We start from the raw sequence: 18,873 nt of genomic DNA on the forward strand, positions 1-18,873 counted from the left end.
CTGGGCAGAGCACATAAAAAAGGCGTCGATTTCCTCGACACCTTCTTTTTTCTTAGTAACTATCAGACAAGACAGCATGAAGTCCTGGGTCTTCCATGGCGCGCCCCGTTCCAATCGCAACACATGTTAAGGCTTCTTCTGCAACGGCAACAGGCAATCCTGTCGCATTCCGTAAAACTGAATCTAGATCACCAAGCAGCCCCCCGCCGCCTGTAATCACAATACCGCGGTCGACGATATCTGCAGCCAGCTCTGGTGCTGTTTGCTCAAGTGCCACTTTAACACCTTCAATGATAGCTGAAACGGGCTCAGACAATGCCTCTGCGACTTGCGCCTGATTGATTTCCATTTCTTTTGGAACACCATTCATTAAATCACGGCCTTTAATGACCATTGAATTACCAACGCCGTCTTCTGGTGTCATTGCTGTGCCAATTTCTTTTTTAATCCGTTCAGCTGTAGCTTCGCCGATCAATAGATTGTGATTTCGTCTAATATAAGCAATCAAAGATTCGTCCATCTTATCACCGCCAACTCGAACAGAAGTGGCATAAACGATCCCTGCAAGCGAGAGAACCGCAACTTCTGTTGTTCCCCCACCGATATCAACAACCATGGAACCAGCTGGCTCAGTAACAGGCAGACCAGCACCGATCGCTGCTGCCATCGGTTCGTCAATTAAATAGACCTTTCTTGCCCCTGCTTGTTCGGCAGATTCCTGAATGGCCTTCCGCTCTACAGCTGTAGACCCTGAGGGCACACAAATCACAACTTCTGGGCTGGCGAATGAACTGTTATGCACTTTGTGAATAAAGTGTTTAATCATATGCTCGGCCACTTGGAAATCAGCAATGACACCGTCTCTTAGAGGACGAATAGCCTGAATATTTCCAGGTGTCCGACCTAGCATCAATTTTGCTTCATCCCCGACAGCATAGGGGCGAGCCCTTCCATCTTCTAATTTCATTGCGACAACTGAAGGTTCATTCAGCACGATGCCGCGACCTTTCACATAGACAAGTGTATTGGCGGTACCTAAATCGATCGCCATATCACTTGAAAACATCCCCAAAAGCTTAGAGAGCATTGAGCATCCTTTTGTTAAGTGTTACTGTTTCGCCTACTACAATAGACGAATCCCTTTAGAATTCTTATGCGGCTTTTAAGCGCTGCGTGCAAGTCATCTTACCAATTTTTAGGGCAGAAATATGATTTTTTTGTCCAATTATCCAGCACCATGAGGTGGAGACAGCAATTCTTTCAATTCTTTACTCGAAATTGGTTTAGAGAAAAAGTACCCTTGCGCTAATTCACAGCCCAAGGAAGTGAGATAATCACAGATCTCTTTTGTCTCGACCCCTTCCGCAACAACCGTCAGATCCATGGTCGCAGCAATTTTAATGACAGATTCTACGATGACCTTATTTGCAGCCTTTTCGGTAAGATCCCGCACAAAAGATTGATCAATTTTCACCACATCTACCGGCAACATCTGTAGGTAGCTGAGCGAAGAATACCCTGTCCCAAAATCATCAATGTTAATCCGATACCCTTGACGCCTCAGGGTCTTTAAAATCTCAAAAGAATGTGTTTCGTTCGTCTTGAGCATTGCGCTTTCTGTTAACTCAAATTCAAACCGAGAAGCTGATAGGCCTGAATGCAGAATTGGCCGATTAATAGAATCAAGACAGTTCTCTCTTTCCAATTGAAGTGGCGACATATTTATAGCAATCGAAAAAGGCTCATCCTTTTTGAAATTTAGGACTTTAAGCATTTCAATGGAATCTAGCAGAACATAGTCACCAATTCTATCGATCAAGCCTGCTTCTTCTGCCAGAGGGATAAATTCTATTGGAGAAATAAAACCAAGATCAGGATGCTCCCATCGGATCAAAGCTTCTGCACCACAATATTTTTGCGTGGCAAGATGAACTTTGGGCTGATAAACCACGTAAAGTTCATTTCTGTCTAATGCCCCCCTTAAGTCACGCTCTAACCTTGCTGCGCGCTCAACTTTCTCTTCAATCGCTTTATCGAAAATGCAAAAGTTATTTTTGCCACTATTTTTAACTTCATACATGGCAGCATCAGCGCGCTTCTGAAGTCCATCAAGGCTCTTGCCGTGGTCAGGGTATAGACTGATGCCAATACTTGCGGACATATAGATCTCATTGCCTGCGATCAAGACACAGTCAGAGATTTTATTTTGAATGAACTTCGCCTTCTCTACGAGCAATGGCTGAGACCCGACGGAGGGCACAATAATAATGAATTCATCTCCGCTGACACGGGCGACCACATCAGTGTCTGCTAAGTGCGCCACTAATCGATCCGCAATTTCACACAGCAGTTCATCCCCTAGCTTGTGCCCTAATGTATCATTAATTTCTTTAAATCGATCGAGATCTATAAAGAAGAAGGCTACTTGTTCTCCTGCTGAGGCCGCCCCTTGTATGATTTCTTCAGCCACCTTGGTTAATCGGCGTCGGTTGGGCAATCGCGTCAAGTGATCAAGATTGGCATCTATATAAAGCTGTTCCTGAGCCTCTTCAAGTGCTTGTGTCCTTTCAATCACACGACTTTCTAAGCTGTTATTCAAGTCTGAGAGTTCTTGCTTATTCGCTTCAAGCAATCCAATTGTTTCCTGTAATTGTAACCAATTCAGAAAATTCTTTCGACGATATCTTTCAGAGGTAATAGCTAGGATCACCGCCATCATCGTGATCAAAATGATTTCAACGAGATAGATTGTTGTCGGCTCTTCATATAAGTAAAAAAGCGCTATATTCACCACAATGAGCGGCGCGACCAGTATCGTCAGTACATCCATTTCATTAAACTGCATTTTAATGGACATAAAGATACACAGCAATCCATACGCTAGAACACCATTTTCATTTTCAATATCTAAGATAGTCAGCGTAATGATGACATAGTAAATGACAGCGCCAGCGAGCCATGTCATCGCTTTAATCGGTATGAATTGTTTCTTTAGATAAATAAGCAAAAACACCTGAAAACCAAGAGCGATATAATAAGCTACATTATAAGCCTCTTGGTTGGGTTCAAAGGGCATGCCGACATAATCAAATAGAAGGGAAAAAAATGCCAGCATGAAAATTGTAATATGCCCAAAGCATAGAAACTTAAAAGACTCCTTAAGGGAGGTATCTTTATAGTGTTGGCTATAGCGTTCGGGCAGTGCTTTGAAAATCATAGAGTGGCTCTAAGTCAATATACCTAAGGATAAATTACTACTCATAACTCTAAGTTTTAAAAGGGTATATTGAAACTCACTCCAGTTCAAAGGATTTCACGCGTCAGTCGCAAATCCTTCCCTTTTGCTATTTTATGATTAATTTCAGACGAAAAAAAGCGCCCTCCCCTAGGGGAGAGCGCTTCATTCATCAGTATGAAAGAGAGTTTACTCTTCACCAGCCTCGACAGCTTCAGCTGTAGGACCGCTATCCTGACCACGTGCTTCTTCGTTACGATCAACGAGTTCGATAACAGCCATAGGGGCTTTATCGCCAGCACGGAAACCAGCTTTCAATACACGTGTATATCCGCCTGGACGCTCAGCATAACGCGAAGCAAGCTCATCAAACATTTTACCAACTAGCTCTTCGTTTTGAAGGCGTGCAATAGCAAGACGGCGATTTGCAAGGCCACCCTTCTTTGCAAGTGTAACAAGCTTTTCAACAATAGGGGCAAGGTCTTTAGCTTTCGGCAGAGTTGTGATGATCTGCTCATGCTTAATAAGAGCTTGCGCCATATTTTGGAACATAGCTTTACGGTGGCTAGAGGTACGATTAAGTTTACGACCTGATTTGCGATGACGCATGGTTTTTACTCCAATTTGCCTATTGGGCCTTACTGATTACAAGAAGCAGTACCCATAGGTGTCCCCTTCTCTTTTGGGGAGGTTTTTTACAAAGCCCTCTGAAACAGATGTCCGTCTTCAGAGGGCAGGTTTAATTAAAATTCGTTTTCAAGCTTTTTAGCCAGTTCTTCGATATTCTCTGGCGGCCATGCTTGTAGTTCCATACCCAAACGAAGACCCATAGAAGCAAGAACTTCTTTAATCTCATTAAGAGATTTACGGCCAAAGTTAGGTGTGCGAAGCATTTCAGCTTCAGTTTTCTGAACCAAATCACCAATGTAAACGATGTTATCGTTTTTCAGGCAATTTGCAGAACGAACAGAAAGCTCAAGCTCTTCAACTTTACGAAGCAATTGACGATTGATCGCTGGCTCTTCATCTTCTTCATCAGCCTTCGTATCCTCAGGCTCATCAAAGTTAACAAAAACACCGAGCTGGTCTTGAAGAATACGTGCTGAGAAAGCAAGTGCATCTTCAGGTGTCACCGTTCCGTCTGTTTCAATAACCATAGAAAGCTTGTCATAATCCATCACGTCACCTTCACGTGTTGCATCAACATTATAGCTTACTTTTGTCACTGGGCTGTAGAGTGCATCAACAGGAATAAGACCAATTGGTGCATCTTCAGGGCGATTATGCTCCGCAGCAACATAGCCTTTTCCAGATGAAACAGTTAATTCCATATTCAATGTTGCACCTTCATCAAGGTGACAAAGAACCATTTCTTTATCAAGAACTTCGACATCAGCAACTTCGCTAATCTGAGAAGCTAATACTTCTCCTGGACCCGAAGCTGTCAAGTGAAGACGCTTTGATGTTTCAGACATAACACGAACAGGTAATTTCTTAACCTGAAGGACAATGTCAGTCACATCTTCGCGGACACCTGGAACAGATGAGAATTCATGAAGAACACCTTCAATGTGGATACTTGTGACAGCACCACCTTGTAGAGATGATAGAAGAACACGACGCAGGGCATTACCCAAAGTCTGTCCATAACCACGCTCTAGCGGTTCTACAACAATTTTCGCCCTGCGTAATGGATCTGAGCCTGGCTCAATTACAAGGTTGCTTGGTTTGATAAGTTCTTGCCAGTTTTTCTGGATCACGATTGAACCCCTCGCCTCTTAGGGCCCCGCTCTTTCCTACATTGAATGACGGGGCTGAATTTAACAAATATACGGCTTGGTACTCGTACTACACTATAATTATACGCGGCGCTGCTTTGGTGGGCGGCAACCGTTGTGAGGGATTGAAGTTACATCACGGATCGATGTGATTGTAAAACCAATAGCCTGCAATGCACGAAGTGCACTCTCACGTCCAGAGCCTGGACCTTTAACTTCTACATCCAAAGTCTTCATGCCGTGATCCAATGCTTTCTTACCAGCATCTTCAGCAGCAACCTGCGCAGCATATGGAGTAGATTTACGTGAACCACGGAAACCCATCATGCCTGCAGAAGACCATGAAATTGCGTTACCCTGTACATCTGTAATGGTAACCATTGTGTTGTTGAATGAAGCATTCACGTGCGCAACACCATTTGTGATGTTTTTGCGTGCGGAGCGTTTTACACGTCCTGTATCTTTAGCCATCTCTATCAGACCTTTCTAACTTAACTTGAGCCCTAAACAGCGTTAATTATTTCTTCTTACCAGCAATAGCCACGGCCTTACCCTTACGTGTACGTGCGTTTGTAGACGTACGCTGACCACGAACAGGGAGCTTGGCGCGGTGACGAAGACCACGGTAAGTTTTTAAATCCATCAAACGTTTGATGTTCATTGCTACTTCACGACGAAGATCACCTTCAACATTGAAGTTAGCATCAATTTCTTCACGAATTCCGATCACTTCTGCATCAGAAAGTTCGTGTACGCGACGCTCACGAGGAAATCCTAGTTTCGCGCAAATCTTTTTAGATGATGTCAGTCCAATACCGTGGATATATGTCAAAGCAATTTCCACGCGCTTATTGGAAGGAATATTTACACCAGCAATACGTGCCATTTTTATAGTCCTATCTACTCTTGTGTCTCCATTATCTTCCGTCAAAATCAAGAGATGATTCTCTCTCATACTGACCAGATCGGAGGCCTCTTTGTTTCATTTAATTCAATGCCTTACCCTATAATACATCTGGGGCACGACAAAAAAGCATAACCGTCACCGGAAATGCTAACGTACGGGGCATATAGGATAATCCCCCGCGCGTCAACCTTTCAGTGAAAGTTTTTTATGCGGATAATACCGCGTCAATTGATGCAGTCACTGAATCGATGTCTTCCATCCCATCCACTTTCTGCAAAATTTCTTTTTCAACATAGTAAGGCAACACAGGGGCAGTCTCATCATAGTAAGCATCTAGACGCTTCGCTACTGTCTCTGCATTGTCATCAGCACGCCGTTTAAATTCTGTTCCATCACAATAATCGCAAACACCTTCAATGCGGGGTTTGAGATTACGATCATGGTATCCCTCTCCGCAATTCGCACACGTATAGCGACCAGAGATTCGGTCAACAAGAGCCACATCATCCACTTCAATTTGAATGACATGATCAAGATGCAATCCTTCCTCACTCAGCATCACATCCAAAGCTTCCGCTTGAGCGATCGTGCGCGGGAAACCATCCAGAATGAAGCCGTTCTTACAGTCTGCCTCTTTTATGCGGTCTGCGATAATACCAATAACAATATCATCAGATACCAGTTGACCGTTTTCCATACGATCTTTTGCTTGTTGGCCGTAATGAGTCCCATTTGCGACAGCCGCACGAAGCATATCACCTGTAGAAAGCTGGACTAGGCCACGCTTCTTTTCAATCCGCTGCGCTTGAGTTCCTTTACCTGCACCAGGCGGGCCAAATAAGATCAAAATCATTAGCGACGCCCTCTCTTGCCTTTAAGCTTAGTCTTTTTAATTAAGCTATCATATTGCTGTGCAAACAAGTGCGATTGAATTTGTGTCACAGTATCCATAGTAACATTCACCACAATCAAGATACTTGTTCCGCCGAGATAGAAAGTCACAGCGGACTGAGAAATAATGATTTCAGGCACAATACATATCAGAGAAAGATATGCAGATCCGATGACCGTTAAGCGGGTAAGGACATAATCAAGATATTCAGCTGTCCGAGCACCAGGGCGAATTCCAGGAATAAACCCATTGTGTTTCTTCAAATTATCCGCAGTTTCTTCAGGGTTAAACTGAATTGCTGTGTAGAAGAAACAGAAGAAAACAATCATCACGACATAGAAAGCAATGTATAAAGGTTTCCCAGGTCCCATATTGGCAGTAATGAAAGTAATCCACTCAGGTGCGTCCTGACCAGCATAGAAGCCAGCGACAGTCATTGGCATCAATAAAAGCGAGCTCGCAAAAATTGGAGGAATAACACCCGCAACGTTCAATTTCATTGGCAGGTGAGAGTTATTTTCTTGCATAGCGCCACCGTGGGCTTGCGCACGCTTGGGATATTGAATGCGAATCTTACGCTGTGCACTTTCGCAGAAAACGACAAACCATATCATAGCAGCAACACCAACTAGGATCGCGAGAAGCACAGGCAATGACATAGCATTTGTACGGTTCAATTCAAATGCTTGAGCGAATACGCCAGGAAGTTCTGCAACAATACCAGCAAAAATAATCAGTGAAATACCATTACCAATACCACGCTGTGTAATTTGCTCGCCTAGCCAAACAAGGAACATGGTTCCACCAACAAGGGTTACAACAGTAGTGAACTCAAAGAACATACCATTTGGATATAAAACGACACCCGCTTGGCTTTCTAGTCCCGCAGCAAGAGCGTAGGCTTGGAAAATAGTGAGGATAACAGTACCGTATCGTGTGAATTGATTGATTTTTTGACGGCCACGCTCGCCTTCCTTCTTCAACTCAGAAAGGCTTGGAACCATAGAAGTCATCAACTGCATTATAATAGACGCAGAAATGTAGGGCATGATGTTTAACGCAATGATCGACATGCGTGACAAGCCACCTCCAGAAAAGAGGTTGATCATGTCGATGAAGCCACCCTTCATATTGTCAAACATGCTTGAAAGTGCCCCCTGGTCGATACCAGGTAGAGGGATATACGTACAGATACGATAAACGATCAATGCACCAAGGGCGAACAAAATCCTTTGTTTAAGTTCGTCCGCCTTCGAAAAGTTGGACCAGCTAAGGTTTGCAGCCAGTTGTTCTGCAGCAGATGCCATTTTAGTTATTCTCCAGCCCTAAAAGGATATCCTCTTATTGAAGTCAAGGATGTCCGTATAATAATTCTTATCATTTCAGGTGGCTATTAAGCCCCATAGTTTCAAGTATAAAAGTGATAAACAAATTCACTCTACTTGAAAAGCAAGAAATTGCCGAAGGACGTACCTGTCCTCCGACAATCAATTTTTTGTGCAATTAGTCGATTAAGCGACTGTTACTTTACCGCCAGCTTTTTCAACTGCTTCAACAGCAGCTTTAGAAGCACCAGTAACTGTAATGTCAACTTTTGCAGTCAATTCACCTTTCGCCAATAGACGAATACCGTCGATGACTTTACCGACAACACCAGCATCAACAAGGATCTCAGAAGTAATAGGCTTCTTCGCATCCACTTTGCCAGCATCAATCGCTTTTTGAAGGCGACCAAGGTTAACAACCTCGAACTGTTTTTTATTCAAAGATGTAAAACCACGCTTTGGAAGGCGACGGTAGATAGGCATTTGACCGCCCTCAAAACCATTAATCGCAACACCAGAGCGAGCTTTTTGACCTTTGTGTCCAGATCCAGCAGTTTTACCTTTGCCAGATCCAATACCACGACCAACGCGCATACGGCCTTTTACAGAACCGTCTTGTGCTTTTAATTCGTTCAGTTTCATGTTTTTTCTCCTGAACTACTATTCTTCGATGCGAACCATATGGCGAACTTTATGGATCATACCGCGGATTGCAGGTGTGTCCTCAAGTTCACGAGTACGGTTCATCTTGTTAAGTCCAAGACCAACAAGCGTTCTACGCTGAGAGTCTTCACGACGGATCGGTGAACCGATCTGTGTCACTTTGATTGTTTTAGCTTTAGCCATGGTGATTACTCCTCAACAGCTGAGTCATCGTCGGAACGAACGACAACGTCACCGCGACGTGCAACAATGTCGGCAACTTTCTTACCACGCATTGCTGCAACAGAGCGTGGAGACTTCTGACGCTTAAGAGCGTCAAATGTTGCACGAACCATGTTGTAAGGGTTAGAGCTACCAATAGATTTAGCAACAACGTCCTGTACACCAAGTGCTTCAAATACCGCACGTGTTGGACCACCAGCAATGATACCAGTACCCGCAACAGCTGAGCGTACATGTACGCGACCAGCGCCGTGACGGCCAGCAATATCATGGTGCATTGTACGACCTTCACGAAGGGGTACACGGATCATGTTCTTCTTGGCAGCTTCAGTAGCTTTCCGGATAGCTTCAGGAACTTCCTTTGCTTTACCGTTACCGAAACCTACACGGCCACGCTGATCACCTACTACTACAAGAGCAGCAAAACCAAAGCGACGACCACCTTTTACGACCTTGGCCACACGGTTAATGTGAACAAGCTTTTCTGTTAATTCGCTTTCTTCGCGTTTACGTTCTGGGCGAGCCATAATGATGTCCTTTCCTATAACTTCTACTTAGAACACCAAGCCGCCTGCACGCGCTGCTTCAGCCAATGCTTTGACACGGCCGTGGTATACGAAACCACCGCGATCAAAAACAACTGATTCAACGCCTGCCGCTTTGGCACGCTCAGCAATTAATTTACCAACATTCGTCGCTGCATCGGCATTAGAGCCTGCAGCAGAACGAAGATCCTTATCCAGCGTAGAAGCTGCAGCAAGTGTAGTACCCTTAACATCATCGATGATTTGAGCATACATATGCTGGTTGGTACGGTGGATAGAAAGACGAGGACGCCCGTTAGACACTTTTTTAAGTTGTGTACGGTTACGCTGACGACGTCTTTCAAACATTTTAATAGTATTTGCCATGTCTGCCACCTATTACTTCTTCTTACCTTCTTTTCGGAAGATATATTCACCTTCGTACTTAACACCTTTACCTTTGTAAGGCTCAGGCTTGCGGTATTCACGAATTTTAGCAGCTGTTTCACCAACCTGCTGTTTATTAATACCAGAAATCAAAACAGTTGTTTGATCTGGCGTCTCAATTTTAATTCCCTCTGGAACTGGAAATTCCACATCGTGAGAGAAACCAAGCTGCAAGTTCAATGTAGAACCTTTAGCTTGCGCACGATAACCAACACCGTTGATTTCGAGTTTTTTCGAGAAACCGCTAGTAACACCTTCGAAAATGTTAGCAACGAGAGTACGCTGCATGCCCCACATAGAGCGAGCACGCTTTGAGTTATTGACAGGTGTAATAGCAATTGAATTATCTTCCTGAGTAACATTTACTTCAGGAACAAAAGTCATTGCCAATTCACCTTTAGGGCCTTTAGCCGTCAGGTCGGTACCGTTCATAGTCACAGTAACTCCAGACGGGATTGCCACAGGCTTTTTACCGATACGAGACATTGTATCTTTCCCTTCCTATACTAGACTTAGAATACGGTACAAAGTACTTCACCGCCTACATTGCCGTCACGTGCTTCTGCATCAGACAGAACACCTTTAGGTGTAGAAACGATTGAAATACCAAGACCATTGTGTACGCGCGGTAGATCGTTCACAGAAGAGTAAACGCGACGACCAGGCTTAGATACACGGTTAATTGTAGAGATAACGCTAGCGCCATCCACATACTTAAGTTGAATTTTCAGCTCAGCTTTGTTGTTCTCAAACTCAGCATAATCATACCCAAGTATGTAGCCTTCACGCTCAAGCACATCCAGAACACGCTGGCGAGCACGTGAAGAAGGAGTTTTAACTTCCGACTTACCTGCCATAATACCATTGCGGATACGGGTTAGCATATCGCCGATTGGATCGGTCATAGACATATTCTAATCCCTCCTTACCAGCTAGATTTCGTAATACCTGGGATCTTGGCAGCAGAGCCAAGTTCACGCAGAGCAATACGAGACATTTTAAATTTACGGTATACACCGCGCGGACGACCTGTAACTTCACAGCGGTTACGAACACGTGTTGCAGCCCCGTTACGAGGAAGAGCAGCAAGTTGCATACTCGCCATCCAACGCTCATCTTCAGGAAGCTCGCGGTTCATTACGATCGCTTTTAGCGCAGCACGCTTAGCAGCATACTTTTTTGCAAGACGCTTACGACGCTCATTCTTCACGATTGAGGATACTTTAGCCATTTCTAATCTCCTTCACCGTTATTTCTTGAACGGCATGTTAAAACCGCTAAGAAGCTCGCGCGCTTCATCATCAGTTTTAGCAGTCGTACAAATAATGATATCCATTCCGCGGATCTCATCTACATCATCGTAGTTGATTTCTGGGAATACGATTTGTTCTTTAATGCCCATAGCGTAGTTACCGCTGCCATCAAATGACTTAGGATTTACACCCTGAAAGTCACGAATACGTGGCATAGCAATTGTCACTAGACGGTCAAGGAATTCATACATACGCTCACCGCGTAGTGTAACCTTAACACCAATAGGCATACCTTCACGCAGTTTAAAGCCCGCTACAGACTTACGTGCGCGTGTTACCATAGCTTTTTGACCTGAGATTTTTGTAATCTCTGTCTGAGCTTTAGCAACTTTTTTCTTGTCGTTAACAGCCTCGCCAACACCAACATTGATAACAATTTTATCAAGGCCAGGGATCTGCATAGGATTGTTATATCCGAACTTTTCTTGCAAAGAAGCACGGATTGTCTCAGCGTACATTGTACGTAGACGTGGTTGTGCATTAGCCATCGATCAGCTCTCCAGATTTCTTCGCAAAGCGTACTTTCTTTCCATCCTCAGAACGGAAACCAACGCGTGTAGGAGCACCATCCTTAGGATCTTCGATCATAAGGTTAGAAAGCTGAATTGCAGCTTCTTTAGTCTCGATACCACCTGCATTAGTCTGAGACGGACGGTTGTGTTTCTTAATTAGGTTTACACCTGAAACAACAGCACGTCCTTCCGACGTAATCATTTTTGTGATTTCGCCGCGCTTGCCTTTGTCTTTTCCAGCAATCACAACGACTTTGTCACCTGTTTTAAGTTTCGCAGCCATTATAATACCTCCGGAGCAAGAGAGATGATTTTCATGTGTTTCTTAGCGCGTAGTTCACGAACTACAGGCCCAAAAATACGTGTGCCGATAGGTTCGTGGCTTTTATTCACCAGAACTGCGGCATTGCGATCAAAACGGATTGTTGATCCATCTTGACGGCGTACTTCTTTAGCAGTGCGTACGATCACAGCGCGATGCACGTCACCTTTTTTAACACGACCCCGTGGGATCGCCTCTTTCACTGAGACAACAATAATGTCGCCTACTCCGGCAGTTTTGCGCTTGGAACCGCCAAGCACTTTAATGCACTGCACCCTCTTGGCGCCAGAGTTGTCCGCCACATCGAGGTTGGTTTGCATTTGAATCATAGGTTTTACCCTTTACTAATTAAAGACAAAACAAAGGTAAGGCCCTTAGGCCTCACCAGTGATTACTGTCCATGTTTTCAATTTCGAGATAGGACGACATTCTTGTATTCTAACAATATCGCCAACCGCTATTTGGTTACTCTCGTCATGAGCGTGGTACTTCTTAGAGCGTTTAATAATTTTGTCAAGAAGAGGATGTCTAAAACGACGTTCTACTTTAACAACAATAGTTTTCTCACCCTTGTTTGAAACAACAGTACCCTGCAGGATGCGTTTTGGCATGATTATTACTCCTTACGCTTCTGCGTTTTCAGCAAGGATCGTATTGATTCGCGCGATTTCACGACGAATAAAACGAACACGAGCTGTATTTTCAAGTTGACCAGCAGCAGCCTGGAAACGCAGATTTAACTGCTCTTTTTTCAGACTGACAAGCTCCTCGCGGAGCTCATCTTTGCTTTTGGTACGAAGATCAGCAGCTTTCATGGCTATCTTCTCCTAGTTCATACGTTGAACGATACGGCACTGAACGGCCAGCTTAGCTGCTGCTCGTTCAAATGCACCACGTGCAACTTCTTCAGAAATGCCGTCAATTTCGAACATGATGCGGCCAGGTTTAACCTTCGCACACCAATAATCAACAGACCCTTTACCTTTACCCATACGCACTTCAGCAGGCTTGCTGGTTACAGGGGTATCAGGGAAAATACGGATCCATACTTTACCTTGACGTTTCATGTGACGCGTCATCGCACGGCGAGCCGCCTCGATTTGACGCGCGGTCACGCGGCCTGGCGTCATCGCCTTAAGACCAAATTGACCAAAGTTCAATGCTGTTCCGCCCTTGGCATTGCCATGGATACGGCCCTTTTGAGCCTTACGGAACTTAGTACGTTTTGGTTGCAACATATCAGTCGCTCCTCAGTCTTATCGACGACCAGGGCCACTAGCCTGCGCATCTTTGATGCGACGCTCGTGAGCACTTGGATCGTGTTCCATGATATCACCTTTGTAGACCCATACTTTGATACCAGTGATACCATAAGCAGTAAGGGCTTCAGAGGTGCCGTAATCGATGTCCGAACGCAGTGTGTGCAGAGGCACACGACCTTCGCGGTACCATTCTGTACGAGCGATATCAGCACCACCCAAACGACCAGAACAGTTAATACGAATGCCACCAACACCGAGACGCATTGCAGAACCAACAGCACGCTTCATTGCGCGGCGGAAAGCCACACGACGCTCTAGCTGTTGTGCAATTCCGTCAGCGATCAATTTCGCATCAATCTCAGGCTTGCGAACCTCAACAATGTTTAGGCTCACTTCAGCTTCTGTCATTTTTGCTACCTTGGCACGGTACTTCTCAATGTCAGCACCTTTCTTACCAATGATAACGCCAGGACGTGCTGTAAAGATTGTTACACGACATTTTTTCGCAGGACGTTCGATAACAACGCGAGATACACCAGCTTGCGGAAGTTCTTTGAAAATCATTTCACGGATTTTCATGTCTTCATGCAACATGCTGCCATATTCTTCGCCTTCAGCGTACCAACGAGACTCCCAGGTGCGGTTAACACCTAGACGGAGACCTACTGGACTTACTTTCTGACCCATCTTAGTTCTCCTCTACTTCGCGTACAACAATACGCAGACGGCTAAATGGCTTCAGGATTTTACCTGTACGACCACGAGCACGCGCACGGAAACGCTTCATTGTAAGAGCCTTACCAACACTAGCTTCCGCTACGATGAGGCTATCTACATCAAGGTTATGATTGTTCTCAGCATTTGCAATTGCACTTTCGAGAACTTTCTTTACATCGATTGCCGCTTTTTTGTGGCTGAATGTTAAAGCAGCAAGAGCCTTTTCAACTTTCATTCCACGAATCTGCTGAGCAACCAGGTTCAATTTTTGTGGTGAACCGCGAAGCATGGTTGCGGTTGCCAGCGCTTCGTTGTCGGCTACGCGACGAGCATTAGCTTGCTTACCCATGTTTATTTCCTCTTCGCTTTCTTGTCCGCAGCGTGACCCCAATAGGTACGCGTTGGAGCAAATTCACCAAGCTTATGGCCAACCATATCGTCAGTTACGTAAACTGGGATAAATTTTTGACCGTTATAAACGTTAAATGTGATGCCTACAAAGTTCGGCAAAATTGTCGAACGACGAGACCAAGTTTTAATCACATCACCGCCTTGAGCTGATTCCACCTTCTTCATGAGGTGCAAGTCAACAAAAGGACCTTTCCATACAGAACGAGCCATCTAAGTGCCCTCCTATCGCTTCTTGCGTTCATGACGAGAACGCAGAATATACTGATCTGTGCTCTTGTTTGAACGTGTGCGTTTACCTTTTGTCGGTTTACCCCAAGGAGTAACCGGATCACGACCACCAGAGGTACGACCCTCACCACCACCATGTGGGTGATCAACCGGGTTCATCGCCACACCACGAACTGATGGACGACGACCTTTCCAGCGATTGCGGCCCGCTTTGGACAGCTTCTGGTTTTGGTTGTCAGGGTTGGATACTGCACCTACAGTTGCCATGCACTCACCGCGAACAATACGCATTTCGCCAGAAGAAAGGCGAACCTGCGCGTAGCCACGATCACGACCTACAAGCTGTACGTATGCACCCGCAGAACGTGCGATCTGTCCACCTTTACCGGCTTTCATCTCAACGTTATGTACGATTGTACCGACAGGCATGTTTGCCAAAGGCATTGCATTACCAGGTTTGATATCGACTTTCTCACCAGCGACAACTTTGTCACCCACAGCAAGACGCTGAGGCGCAAGGATGTATGCCAGTTCGCCATCTTCATATTTGATGAGAGCGATGAAAGCTGTACGGTTAGGATCATATTCAATGCGCTCAACGGTTGCCGAAACATCCCATTTAGTACGTTTGAAATCGATCATACGGTATGCACGCTTGGCACCACCACCACGACGACGCGAAGTGATACGACCAGTGTTATTGCGGCCACCAGATTTTGTGAGACCTTCGGTCAGCTTCTTTACTGGCTTACCCTTATAGAGCTCTGAACGATCAATAAGAACAAGACCACGCTGGCCTGGAGTCATCGGTTTATATTGTTTAAGTGCCATTGTCTTAAACTCCCGATGTCACGTCAATGCTGCTACCTTCAGCAAGTTTAACCATCGCTTTTTTATATTCAGCGCGCTGACCACGGATCCCGCGGAAGCGTTTGATTTTACCTTGCTGACGCACAGTATTAACTGACTTAACTGTTACATCAAAGATGCTCTCAACAGCAGCCTTAATTTCAGGCTTAGTTGCATCGATCGCTACTTTAAATGTATATGTGTTATTTTCCTGTCCCAATGTTGCTTTTTCAGTAATCACTGGGGCTTTGATGATGTCATAGTGCTTTGCTACGTTGCTCATGACAGACGCTCCTCAAGCTTCTCGACGGCAGCTTTTGTCAAAACAAGAACTTCACGACGAAGAATGTCGTAGACGTTCGCGCCTTGGCTCGGCAACACATCGATCAATGGAATGTTAGAGGCAGCCTGCAGGAAGTTAGCGTTAACGTCTGCACCATCAATGATGAGAGCAGATGTAACACCTAGCTTAGAAAGCTTTTCCTTAAGTGCTTTTGTTTTACCTTCAGCCAGCTCAGCATTATCAACAATGATAAGCTTTTCTTCAGCTACTTTAGAAGAAAGAGCAGACTTAAGACCCATTGTACGGATCTTTTTAGGTAGATCGTGGCCATGATCGCGCGGGATCGGGCCAAAAGCACGACCACCACCAACAAAGATGTTAGAGCGACGAGAACCATGACGGGCTCCACCACCACCTTTTTGGTTGCCAAATTTCTTACCTGTACGAGCAATATCACTGCGGAATTTCACAGCGTGTGTACCCGCACGGCGTTTAGCCAACTGCCAGTTTACAACGCGGTGCAGAATGTCTGCACGCACATCAACACCAAATACGGCATCATTCAATTCGATGTCACCGCTTTTCTTGGCATCCAAGGTCAGTACCTGTTGTTTCATGACCTTATTCCTCACTTGCTTCAGCAGTTTCAACTGCAGCTTCTTCAGCTGGAGCTTCCGCTACTGGTGCTTCTTTTACACGAACAGCTGCAGGGAAAGGAAGACCTTCTGGTGCTGCTTTCTTAACAGCATCATTAAGGAGCAACCAAGAGCCTTTAGCGCCTGGTACGCCGCCTTTAACAAGGATCAAACCTTCTTCTGCGCGTGCTTCGACTACGACTAAGTTCTGAACAGTAACGCGCTCATCACCATAATGACCAGCCATCTTCTTGCCTTTAAATACACGACCTGGGTCTTGACACTGACCTGTAGAACCGTGTGAACGGTGTGAAATAGATACACCGTGTGAAGCACGAAGACCACCAAAGTTGTGACGCTTCATCGCACCAGCAAAACCTTTACCTTTTGAAGTGCCCACTACGTCAACGTGTTGGCCAGCGACAAAATGATCTGCTGTGATTTCTGCGCCCACTTCAACGAGGGCATCGCTTGGTACGCGGAATTCGCATACCTTACGCTTAGGAGCTACTTCAGCTTTAGCAAAGTGGCCGCGAGCAGCTTTAGAAGTGTTCTTAACTTTCGCAGAACCGGCACCCAACTGAACAGCTGTGTAACCATCTTTTTCTTCTGTACGCTGTGCAACAACTTCAACTGAGTCCAACTGAAGAACTGTTACTGGAACGTGCTGACCCTGGTCGTTAAAGACGCGAGTCATGCCTACTTTTTTTACAATAAGACCTGTACGCATTGTTCTGCTCCTACTGCAACTTGATCTCAACATCAACGCCAGCTGACAAGTCAAGCTTCATCAAAGCATCGACAGTCTGTGGTGTTGGATCAACGATGTCCAATAGACGCTTGTGCGTACGCATTTCGAACTGCTCACGAGATTTTTTGTTTACGTGTGGACCACGTAGAACTGTGAACTTTTCGATCTTGGTCGGCATTGGGATCGGCCCGCGTACCTGTGCTCCGGTACGCTTGGCTGTTGAAGCGATCTCATTTGTGGCCTGGTCCAGGACACGGTGGTCGAACGCTTTCAACCGAATACGAATATTTTGTGTTGTCATTTTATTTCAACTTTCAAAAGAGGTGCCCCAGACCATCCGGGGCACTTAATGACGAGTAACGAATTACTCGAGAATTTCAGCTACAACGCCAGCACCTACAGTACGACCACCCTCACGGATAGCGAAACGTAGACCTTCGTCCATAGCAATCGGTGCAATCAGGGTAACTTTGAAAGATACGTTATCCCCTGGCATTACCATTTCTGTACCTTCTGGCAACTCAACACTACCTGTTACGTCAGTTGTACGGAAGTAGAACTGTGGACGGTAGTTTGCAAAGAATGGTGTGTGACGACCACCCTCTTCTTTTGTCAGAACGTATGTTTCTGCTTTAAATGTTGTATGCGGCTGGATTGAACCAACGTGTGCTAGAACCTGACCACGCTCAACGTCGTCACGGGCAACACCACGAAGAAGCGCACCAATGTTATCGCCTGCTTCACCTTGATCAAGCAACTTACGGAACATCTCAACACCTGTAACCGTTGTTTTTGTTGTATCTTTGATACCAACGATTTCAATCTCTTCACCAACTTTAACGATACCGCGCTCAACACGACCTGTACATACTGTACCACGACCTGAAATCGAGAACACATCCTCAACAGGCATCAAGAAAGCACCATCAACAGCACGCTCTGGCTGTGGAATATACTCATCAACAGCTGCCATCAGCTCAAGAATCTTATCGTTACCAATTGCAGCATCACGGCCCTCAAGAGCAGCAAGCGCTGAACCAGCAATAATCGGAATATCATCACCAGGGAACTCATACTCTGAAAGAAGCTCACGAACTTCCATCTCAACAAGTTCTAGAAGCTCTTCGTCATCAACCTGATCAACTTTGTTCAAGAAAACAACAAGCGCTGGAACACCAACCTGACGCGCTAGCAAAATGTGCTCACGTGTTTGTGGCATTGGGCCGTCCGCTGCGTTTACAACAAGAATACCACCATCCATCTGAGCAGCACCCGTGATCATGTTCTTCACATAATCTGCGTGACCTGGACAGTCAACGTGCGCATAGTGGCGGTTCTCTGTCTCATACTCAACGTGGGCTGTAGAAATCGTAATCCCACGCTCACGCTCTTCTGGAGCTTTATCAATATTTGCAAAATCAACTGCATCAGACATCCCAGCATCAGCCAATACTTTGGTGATCGCAGCTGTAAGCGTTGTCTTACCATGGTCAACGTGACCAATTGTACCAACGTTACAGTGCGGCTTGGTACGTTCAAACTTTTCCTTAGACATTGTCTAAATCCTTTTCAATCTCGGCCCCTCTTTGCGAGGGGT

Annotated in this window: 30 protein-coding genes; all 30 read right to left on the bottom strand. The window is 45.3% G+C overall.

All coding sequences use genetic code 11. From position 1 onward, the window contains the following. Positions 1–52 precede the first annotated feature (52 nt). Positions 53–1,087: a rod shape-determining protein gene (locus QGN29_RS00100; RefSeq protein ID WP_310798607.1), complete on the bottom strand. Its 1,035-nt coding sequence runs from the start codon at positions 1,085–1,087 to the stop codon at positions 53–55. Between the two features lie 138 nt (positions 1,088–1,225). Further along, a complete protein-coding gene (locus tag QGN29_RS00105; protein WP_310798608.1) occupies positions 1,226–3,217 on the bottom strand; it encodes a putative bifunctional diguanylate cyclase/phosphodiesterase in 1,992 nt (663 codons plus the stop codon). 207 nt (positions 3,218–3,424) lie between these two features. Continuing rightward, on the bottom strand, positions 3,425–3,844 hold the full coding sequence (gene rplQ / locus QGN29_RS00110) for a 50S ribosomal protein L17 (protein ID WP_310798609.1): 420 nt from the start codon (positions 3,842–3,844) through the stop codon (positions 3,425–3,427). Positions 3,845–3,978: 134 nt separating this feature from the next. Then, complete coding sequence (locus tag QGN29_RS00115) at positions 3,979–4,995, bottom strand: DNA-directed RNA polymerase subunit alpha (protein WP_375164614.1); 1,017 nt, start codon at positions 4,993–4,995, stop codon at positions 3,979–3,981. A 99-nt stretch (positions 4,996–5,094) separates the two neighbouring features. Further along, entirely contained in the window at positions 5,095–5,484 is a 390-nt protein-coding gene (gene rpsK, locus QGN29_RS00120; protein ID WP_310798610.1) for a 30S ribosomal protein S11, read from the bottom strand. 46 nt (positions 5,485–5,530) lie between these two features. Then, the gene (gene rpsM, locus QGN29_RS00125) at positions 5,531–5,899 is read right to left on the bottom strand and encodes a 30S ribosomal protein S13 (RefSeq protein ID WP_310798611.1); all 369 of its coding nucleotides are present in this window, start codon (positions 5,897–5,899) and stop codon (positions 5,531–5,533) included. A 226-nt stretch (positions 5,900–6,125) separates the two neighbouring features. Further along, positions 6,126–6,773, bottom strand: a complete 648-nt coding sequence (locus tag QGN29_RS00130) for an adenylate kinase (protein ID WP_310798612.1) — start codon at positions 6,771–6,773, stop codon at positions 6,126–6,128. After that, complete coding sequence (gene secY, locus QGN29_RS00135) at positions 6,773–8,119, bottom strand: preprotein translocase subunit SecY (protein ID WP_310798613.1); 1,347 nt, start codon at positions 8,117–8,119, stop codon at positions 6,773–6,775. Before secY ends, QGN29_RS00130 begins: the two co-directional genes overlap by 1 nt. A gap of 204 nt (positions 8,120–8,323) precedes the next feature. Further along, on the bottom strand, positions 8,324–8,779 hold the full coding sequence (rplO, locus tag QGN29_RS00140; RefSeq protein WP_310798614.1) for a 50S ribosomal protein L15: 456 nt from the start codon (positions 8,777–8,779) through the stop codon (positions 8,324–8,326). A gap of 18 nt (positions 8,780–8,797) precedes the next feature. Further along, on the bottom strand, positions 8,798–8,983 hold the full coding sequence (gene rpmD, locus QGN29_RS00145) for a 50S ribosomal protein L30 (protein WP_310798615.1): 186 nt from the start codon (positions 8,981–8,983) through the stop codon (positions 8,798–8,800). A 5-nt stretch (positions 8,984–8,988) separates the two neighbouring features. After that, positions 8,989–9,549 (bottom strand): 30S ribosomal protein S5, encoded by a 561-nt coding sequence (gene rpsE, locus QGN29_RS00150; RefSeq protein ID WP_310798616.1) that lies wholly within the window; start codon positions 9,547–9,549, stop codon positions 8,989–8,991. A gap of 27 nt (positions 9,550–9,576) precedes the next feature. Then, positions 9,577–9,933: a 50S ribosomal protein L18 gene (gene rplR, locus QGN29_RS00155; protein WP_310798617.1), complete on the bottom strand. Its 357-nt coding sequence runs from the start codon at positions 9,931–9,933 to the stop codon at positions 9,577–9,579. 12 nt (positions 9,934–9,945) lie between these two features. Continuing rightward, positions 9,946–10,479, bottom strand: coding sequence for a 50S ribosomal protein L6 (gene rplF / locus QGN29_RS00160; protein ID WP_310798618.1), 534 nt, complete (start codon positions 10,477–10,479; stop codon positions 9,946–9,948). A 26-nt stretch (positions 10,480–10,505) separates the two neighbouring features. After that, complete coding sequence (gene rpsH / locus QGN29_RS00165) at positions 10,506–10,904, bottom strand: 30S ribosomal protein S8 (RefSeq protein ID WP_310798619.1); 399 nt, start codon at positions 10,902–10,904, stop codon at positions 10,506–10,508. 14 nt (positions 10,905–10,918) lie between these two features. Next, the gene (gene rpsN, locus QGN29_RS00170; RefSeq protein WP_310798620.1) at positions 10,919–11,224 is read right to left on the bottom strand and encodes a 30S ribosomal protein S14; all 306 of its coding nucleotides are present in this window, start codon (positions 11,222–11,224) and stop codon (positions 10,919–10,921) included. An 18-nt stretch (positions 11,225–11,242) separates the two neighbouring features. After that, complete coding sequence (rplE, locus tag QGN29_RS00175) at positions 11,243–11,794, bottom strand: 50S ribosomal protein L5 (RefSeq protein WP_310798621.1); 552 nt, start codon at positions 11,792–11,794, stop codon at positions 11,243–11,245. Then, positions 11,787–12,104 (bottom strand): 50S ribosomal protein L24, encoded by a 318-nt coding sequence (gene rplX, locus QGN29_RS00180; protein WP_375164720.1) that lies wholly within the window; start codon positions 12,102–12,104, stop codon positions 11,787–11,789. Before rplX ends, rplE begins: the two co-directional genes overlap by 8 nt. Next, a complete protein-coding gene (rplN, locus tag QGN29_RS00185) occupies positions 12,101–12,469 on the bottom strand; it encodes a 50S ribosomal protein L14 (RefSeq protein WP_310798623.1) in 369 nt (122 codons plus the stop codon). The genes rplX and rplN overlap by 4 nt, the downstream gene beginning before the upstream one ends. 45 nt (positions 12,470–12,514) lie before the next feature. Further along, entirely contained in the window at positions 12,515–12,751 is a 237-nt protein-coding gene (gene rpsQ, locus QGN29_RS00190; RefSeq protein WP_310798624.1) for a 30S ribosomal protein S17, read from the bottom strand. A gap of 12 nt (positions 12,752–12,763) precedes the next feature. Further along, entirely contained in the window at positions 12,764–12,955 is a 192-nt protein-coding gene (rpmC, locus tag QGN29_RS00195) for a 50S ribosomal protein L29 (RefSeq protein WP_310798625.1), read from the bottom strand. A 12-nt stretch (positions 12,956–12,967) separates the two neighbouring features. Further along, the gene (gene rplP / locus QGN29_RS00200) at positions 12,968–13,378 is read right to left on the bottom strand and encodes a 50S ribosomal protein L16 (protein WP_310798626.1); all 411 of its coding nucleotides are present in this window, start codon (positions 13,376–13,378) and stop codon (positions 12,968–12,970) included. A gap of 18 nt (positions 13,379–13,396) precedes the next feature. Continuing rightward, entirely contained in the window at positions 13,397–14,089 is a 693-nt protein-coding gene (rpsC, locus tag QGN29_RS00205; RefSeq protein ID WP_310798627.1) for a 30S ribosomal protein S3, read from the bottom strand. Position 14,090: 1 nt separating this feature from the next. Beyond that, positions 14,091–14,468 carry a 50S ribosomal protein L22 gene (rplV, locus tag QGN29_RS00210; RefSeq protein ID WP_375164615.1) on the bottom strand — a complete coding sequence of 126 codons (378 nt, stop codon included), beginning with the start codon at positions 14,466–14,468 and terminating at the stop codon, positions 14,091–14,093. Positions 14,469–14,470: 2 nt separating this feature from the next. Then, a complete protein-coding gene (rpsS, locus tag QGN29_RS00215; protein ID WP_310798628.1) occupies positions 14,471–14,740 on the bottom strand; it encodes a 30S ribosomal protein S19 in 270 nt (89 codons plus the stop codon). Between the two features lie 12 nt (positions 14,741–14,752). Then, positions 14,753–15,589: a 50S ribosomal protein L2 gene (rplB, locus tag QGN29_RS00220; RefSeq protein ID WP_310798629.1), complete on the bottom strand. Its 837-nt coding sequence runs from the start codon at positions 15,587–15,589 to the stop codon at positions 14,753–14,755. Positions 15,590–15,593: 4 nt separating this feature from the next. After that, a complete protein-coding gene (locus tag QGN29_RS00225; RefSeq protein WP_310798630.1) occupies positions 15,594–15,890 on the bottom strand; it encodes a 50S ribosomal protein L23 in 297 nt (98 codons plus the stop codon). Then, positions 15,887–16,507 carry a 50S ribosomal protein L4 gene (rplD, locus tag QGN29_RS00230; RefSeq protein ID WP_310798631.1) on the bottom strand — a complete coding sequence of 207 codons (621 nt, stop codon included), beginning with the start codon at positions 16,505–16,507 and terminating at the stop codon, positions 15,887–15,889. The genes QGN29_RS00225 and rplD overlap by 4 nt, the downstream gene beginning before the upstream one ends. Before the next feature lie 4 nt (positions 16,508–16,511). Next, complete coding sequence (gene rplC, locus QGN29_RS00235) at positions 16,512–17,255, bottom strand: 50S ribosomal protein L3 (protein ID WP_375164616.1); 744 nt, start codon at positions 17,253–17,255, stop codon at positions 16,512–16,514. A gap of 10 nt (positions 17,256–17,265) precedes the next feature. Beyond that, positions 17,266–17,577: a 30S ribosomal protein S10 gene (gene rpsJ / locus QGN29_RS00240; RefSeq protein WP_310798632.1), complete on the bottom strand. Its 312-nt coding sequence runs from the start codon at positions 17,575–17,577 to the stop codon at positions 17,266–17,268. A 63-nt stretch (positions 17,578–17,640) separates the two neighbouring features. After that, a complete protein-coding gene (gene tuf / locus QGN29_RS00245) occupies positions 17,641–18,831 on the bottom strand; it encodes an elongation factor Tu (RefSeq protein WP_310798633.1) in 1,191 nt (396 codons plus the stop codon). Between the last annotated feature and the right edge of the window lie 42 nt (positions 18,832–18,873).

This window comes from Temperatibacter marinus, from assembly GCF_031598375.1.
Lineage (GTDB): Bacteria > Pseudomonadota > Alphaproteobacteria > Sphingomonadales > Kordiimonadaceae > Temperatibacter > Temperatibacter marinus.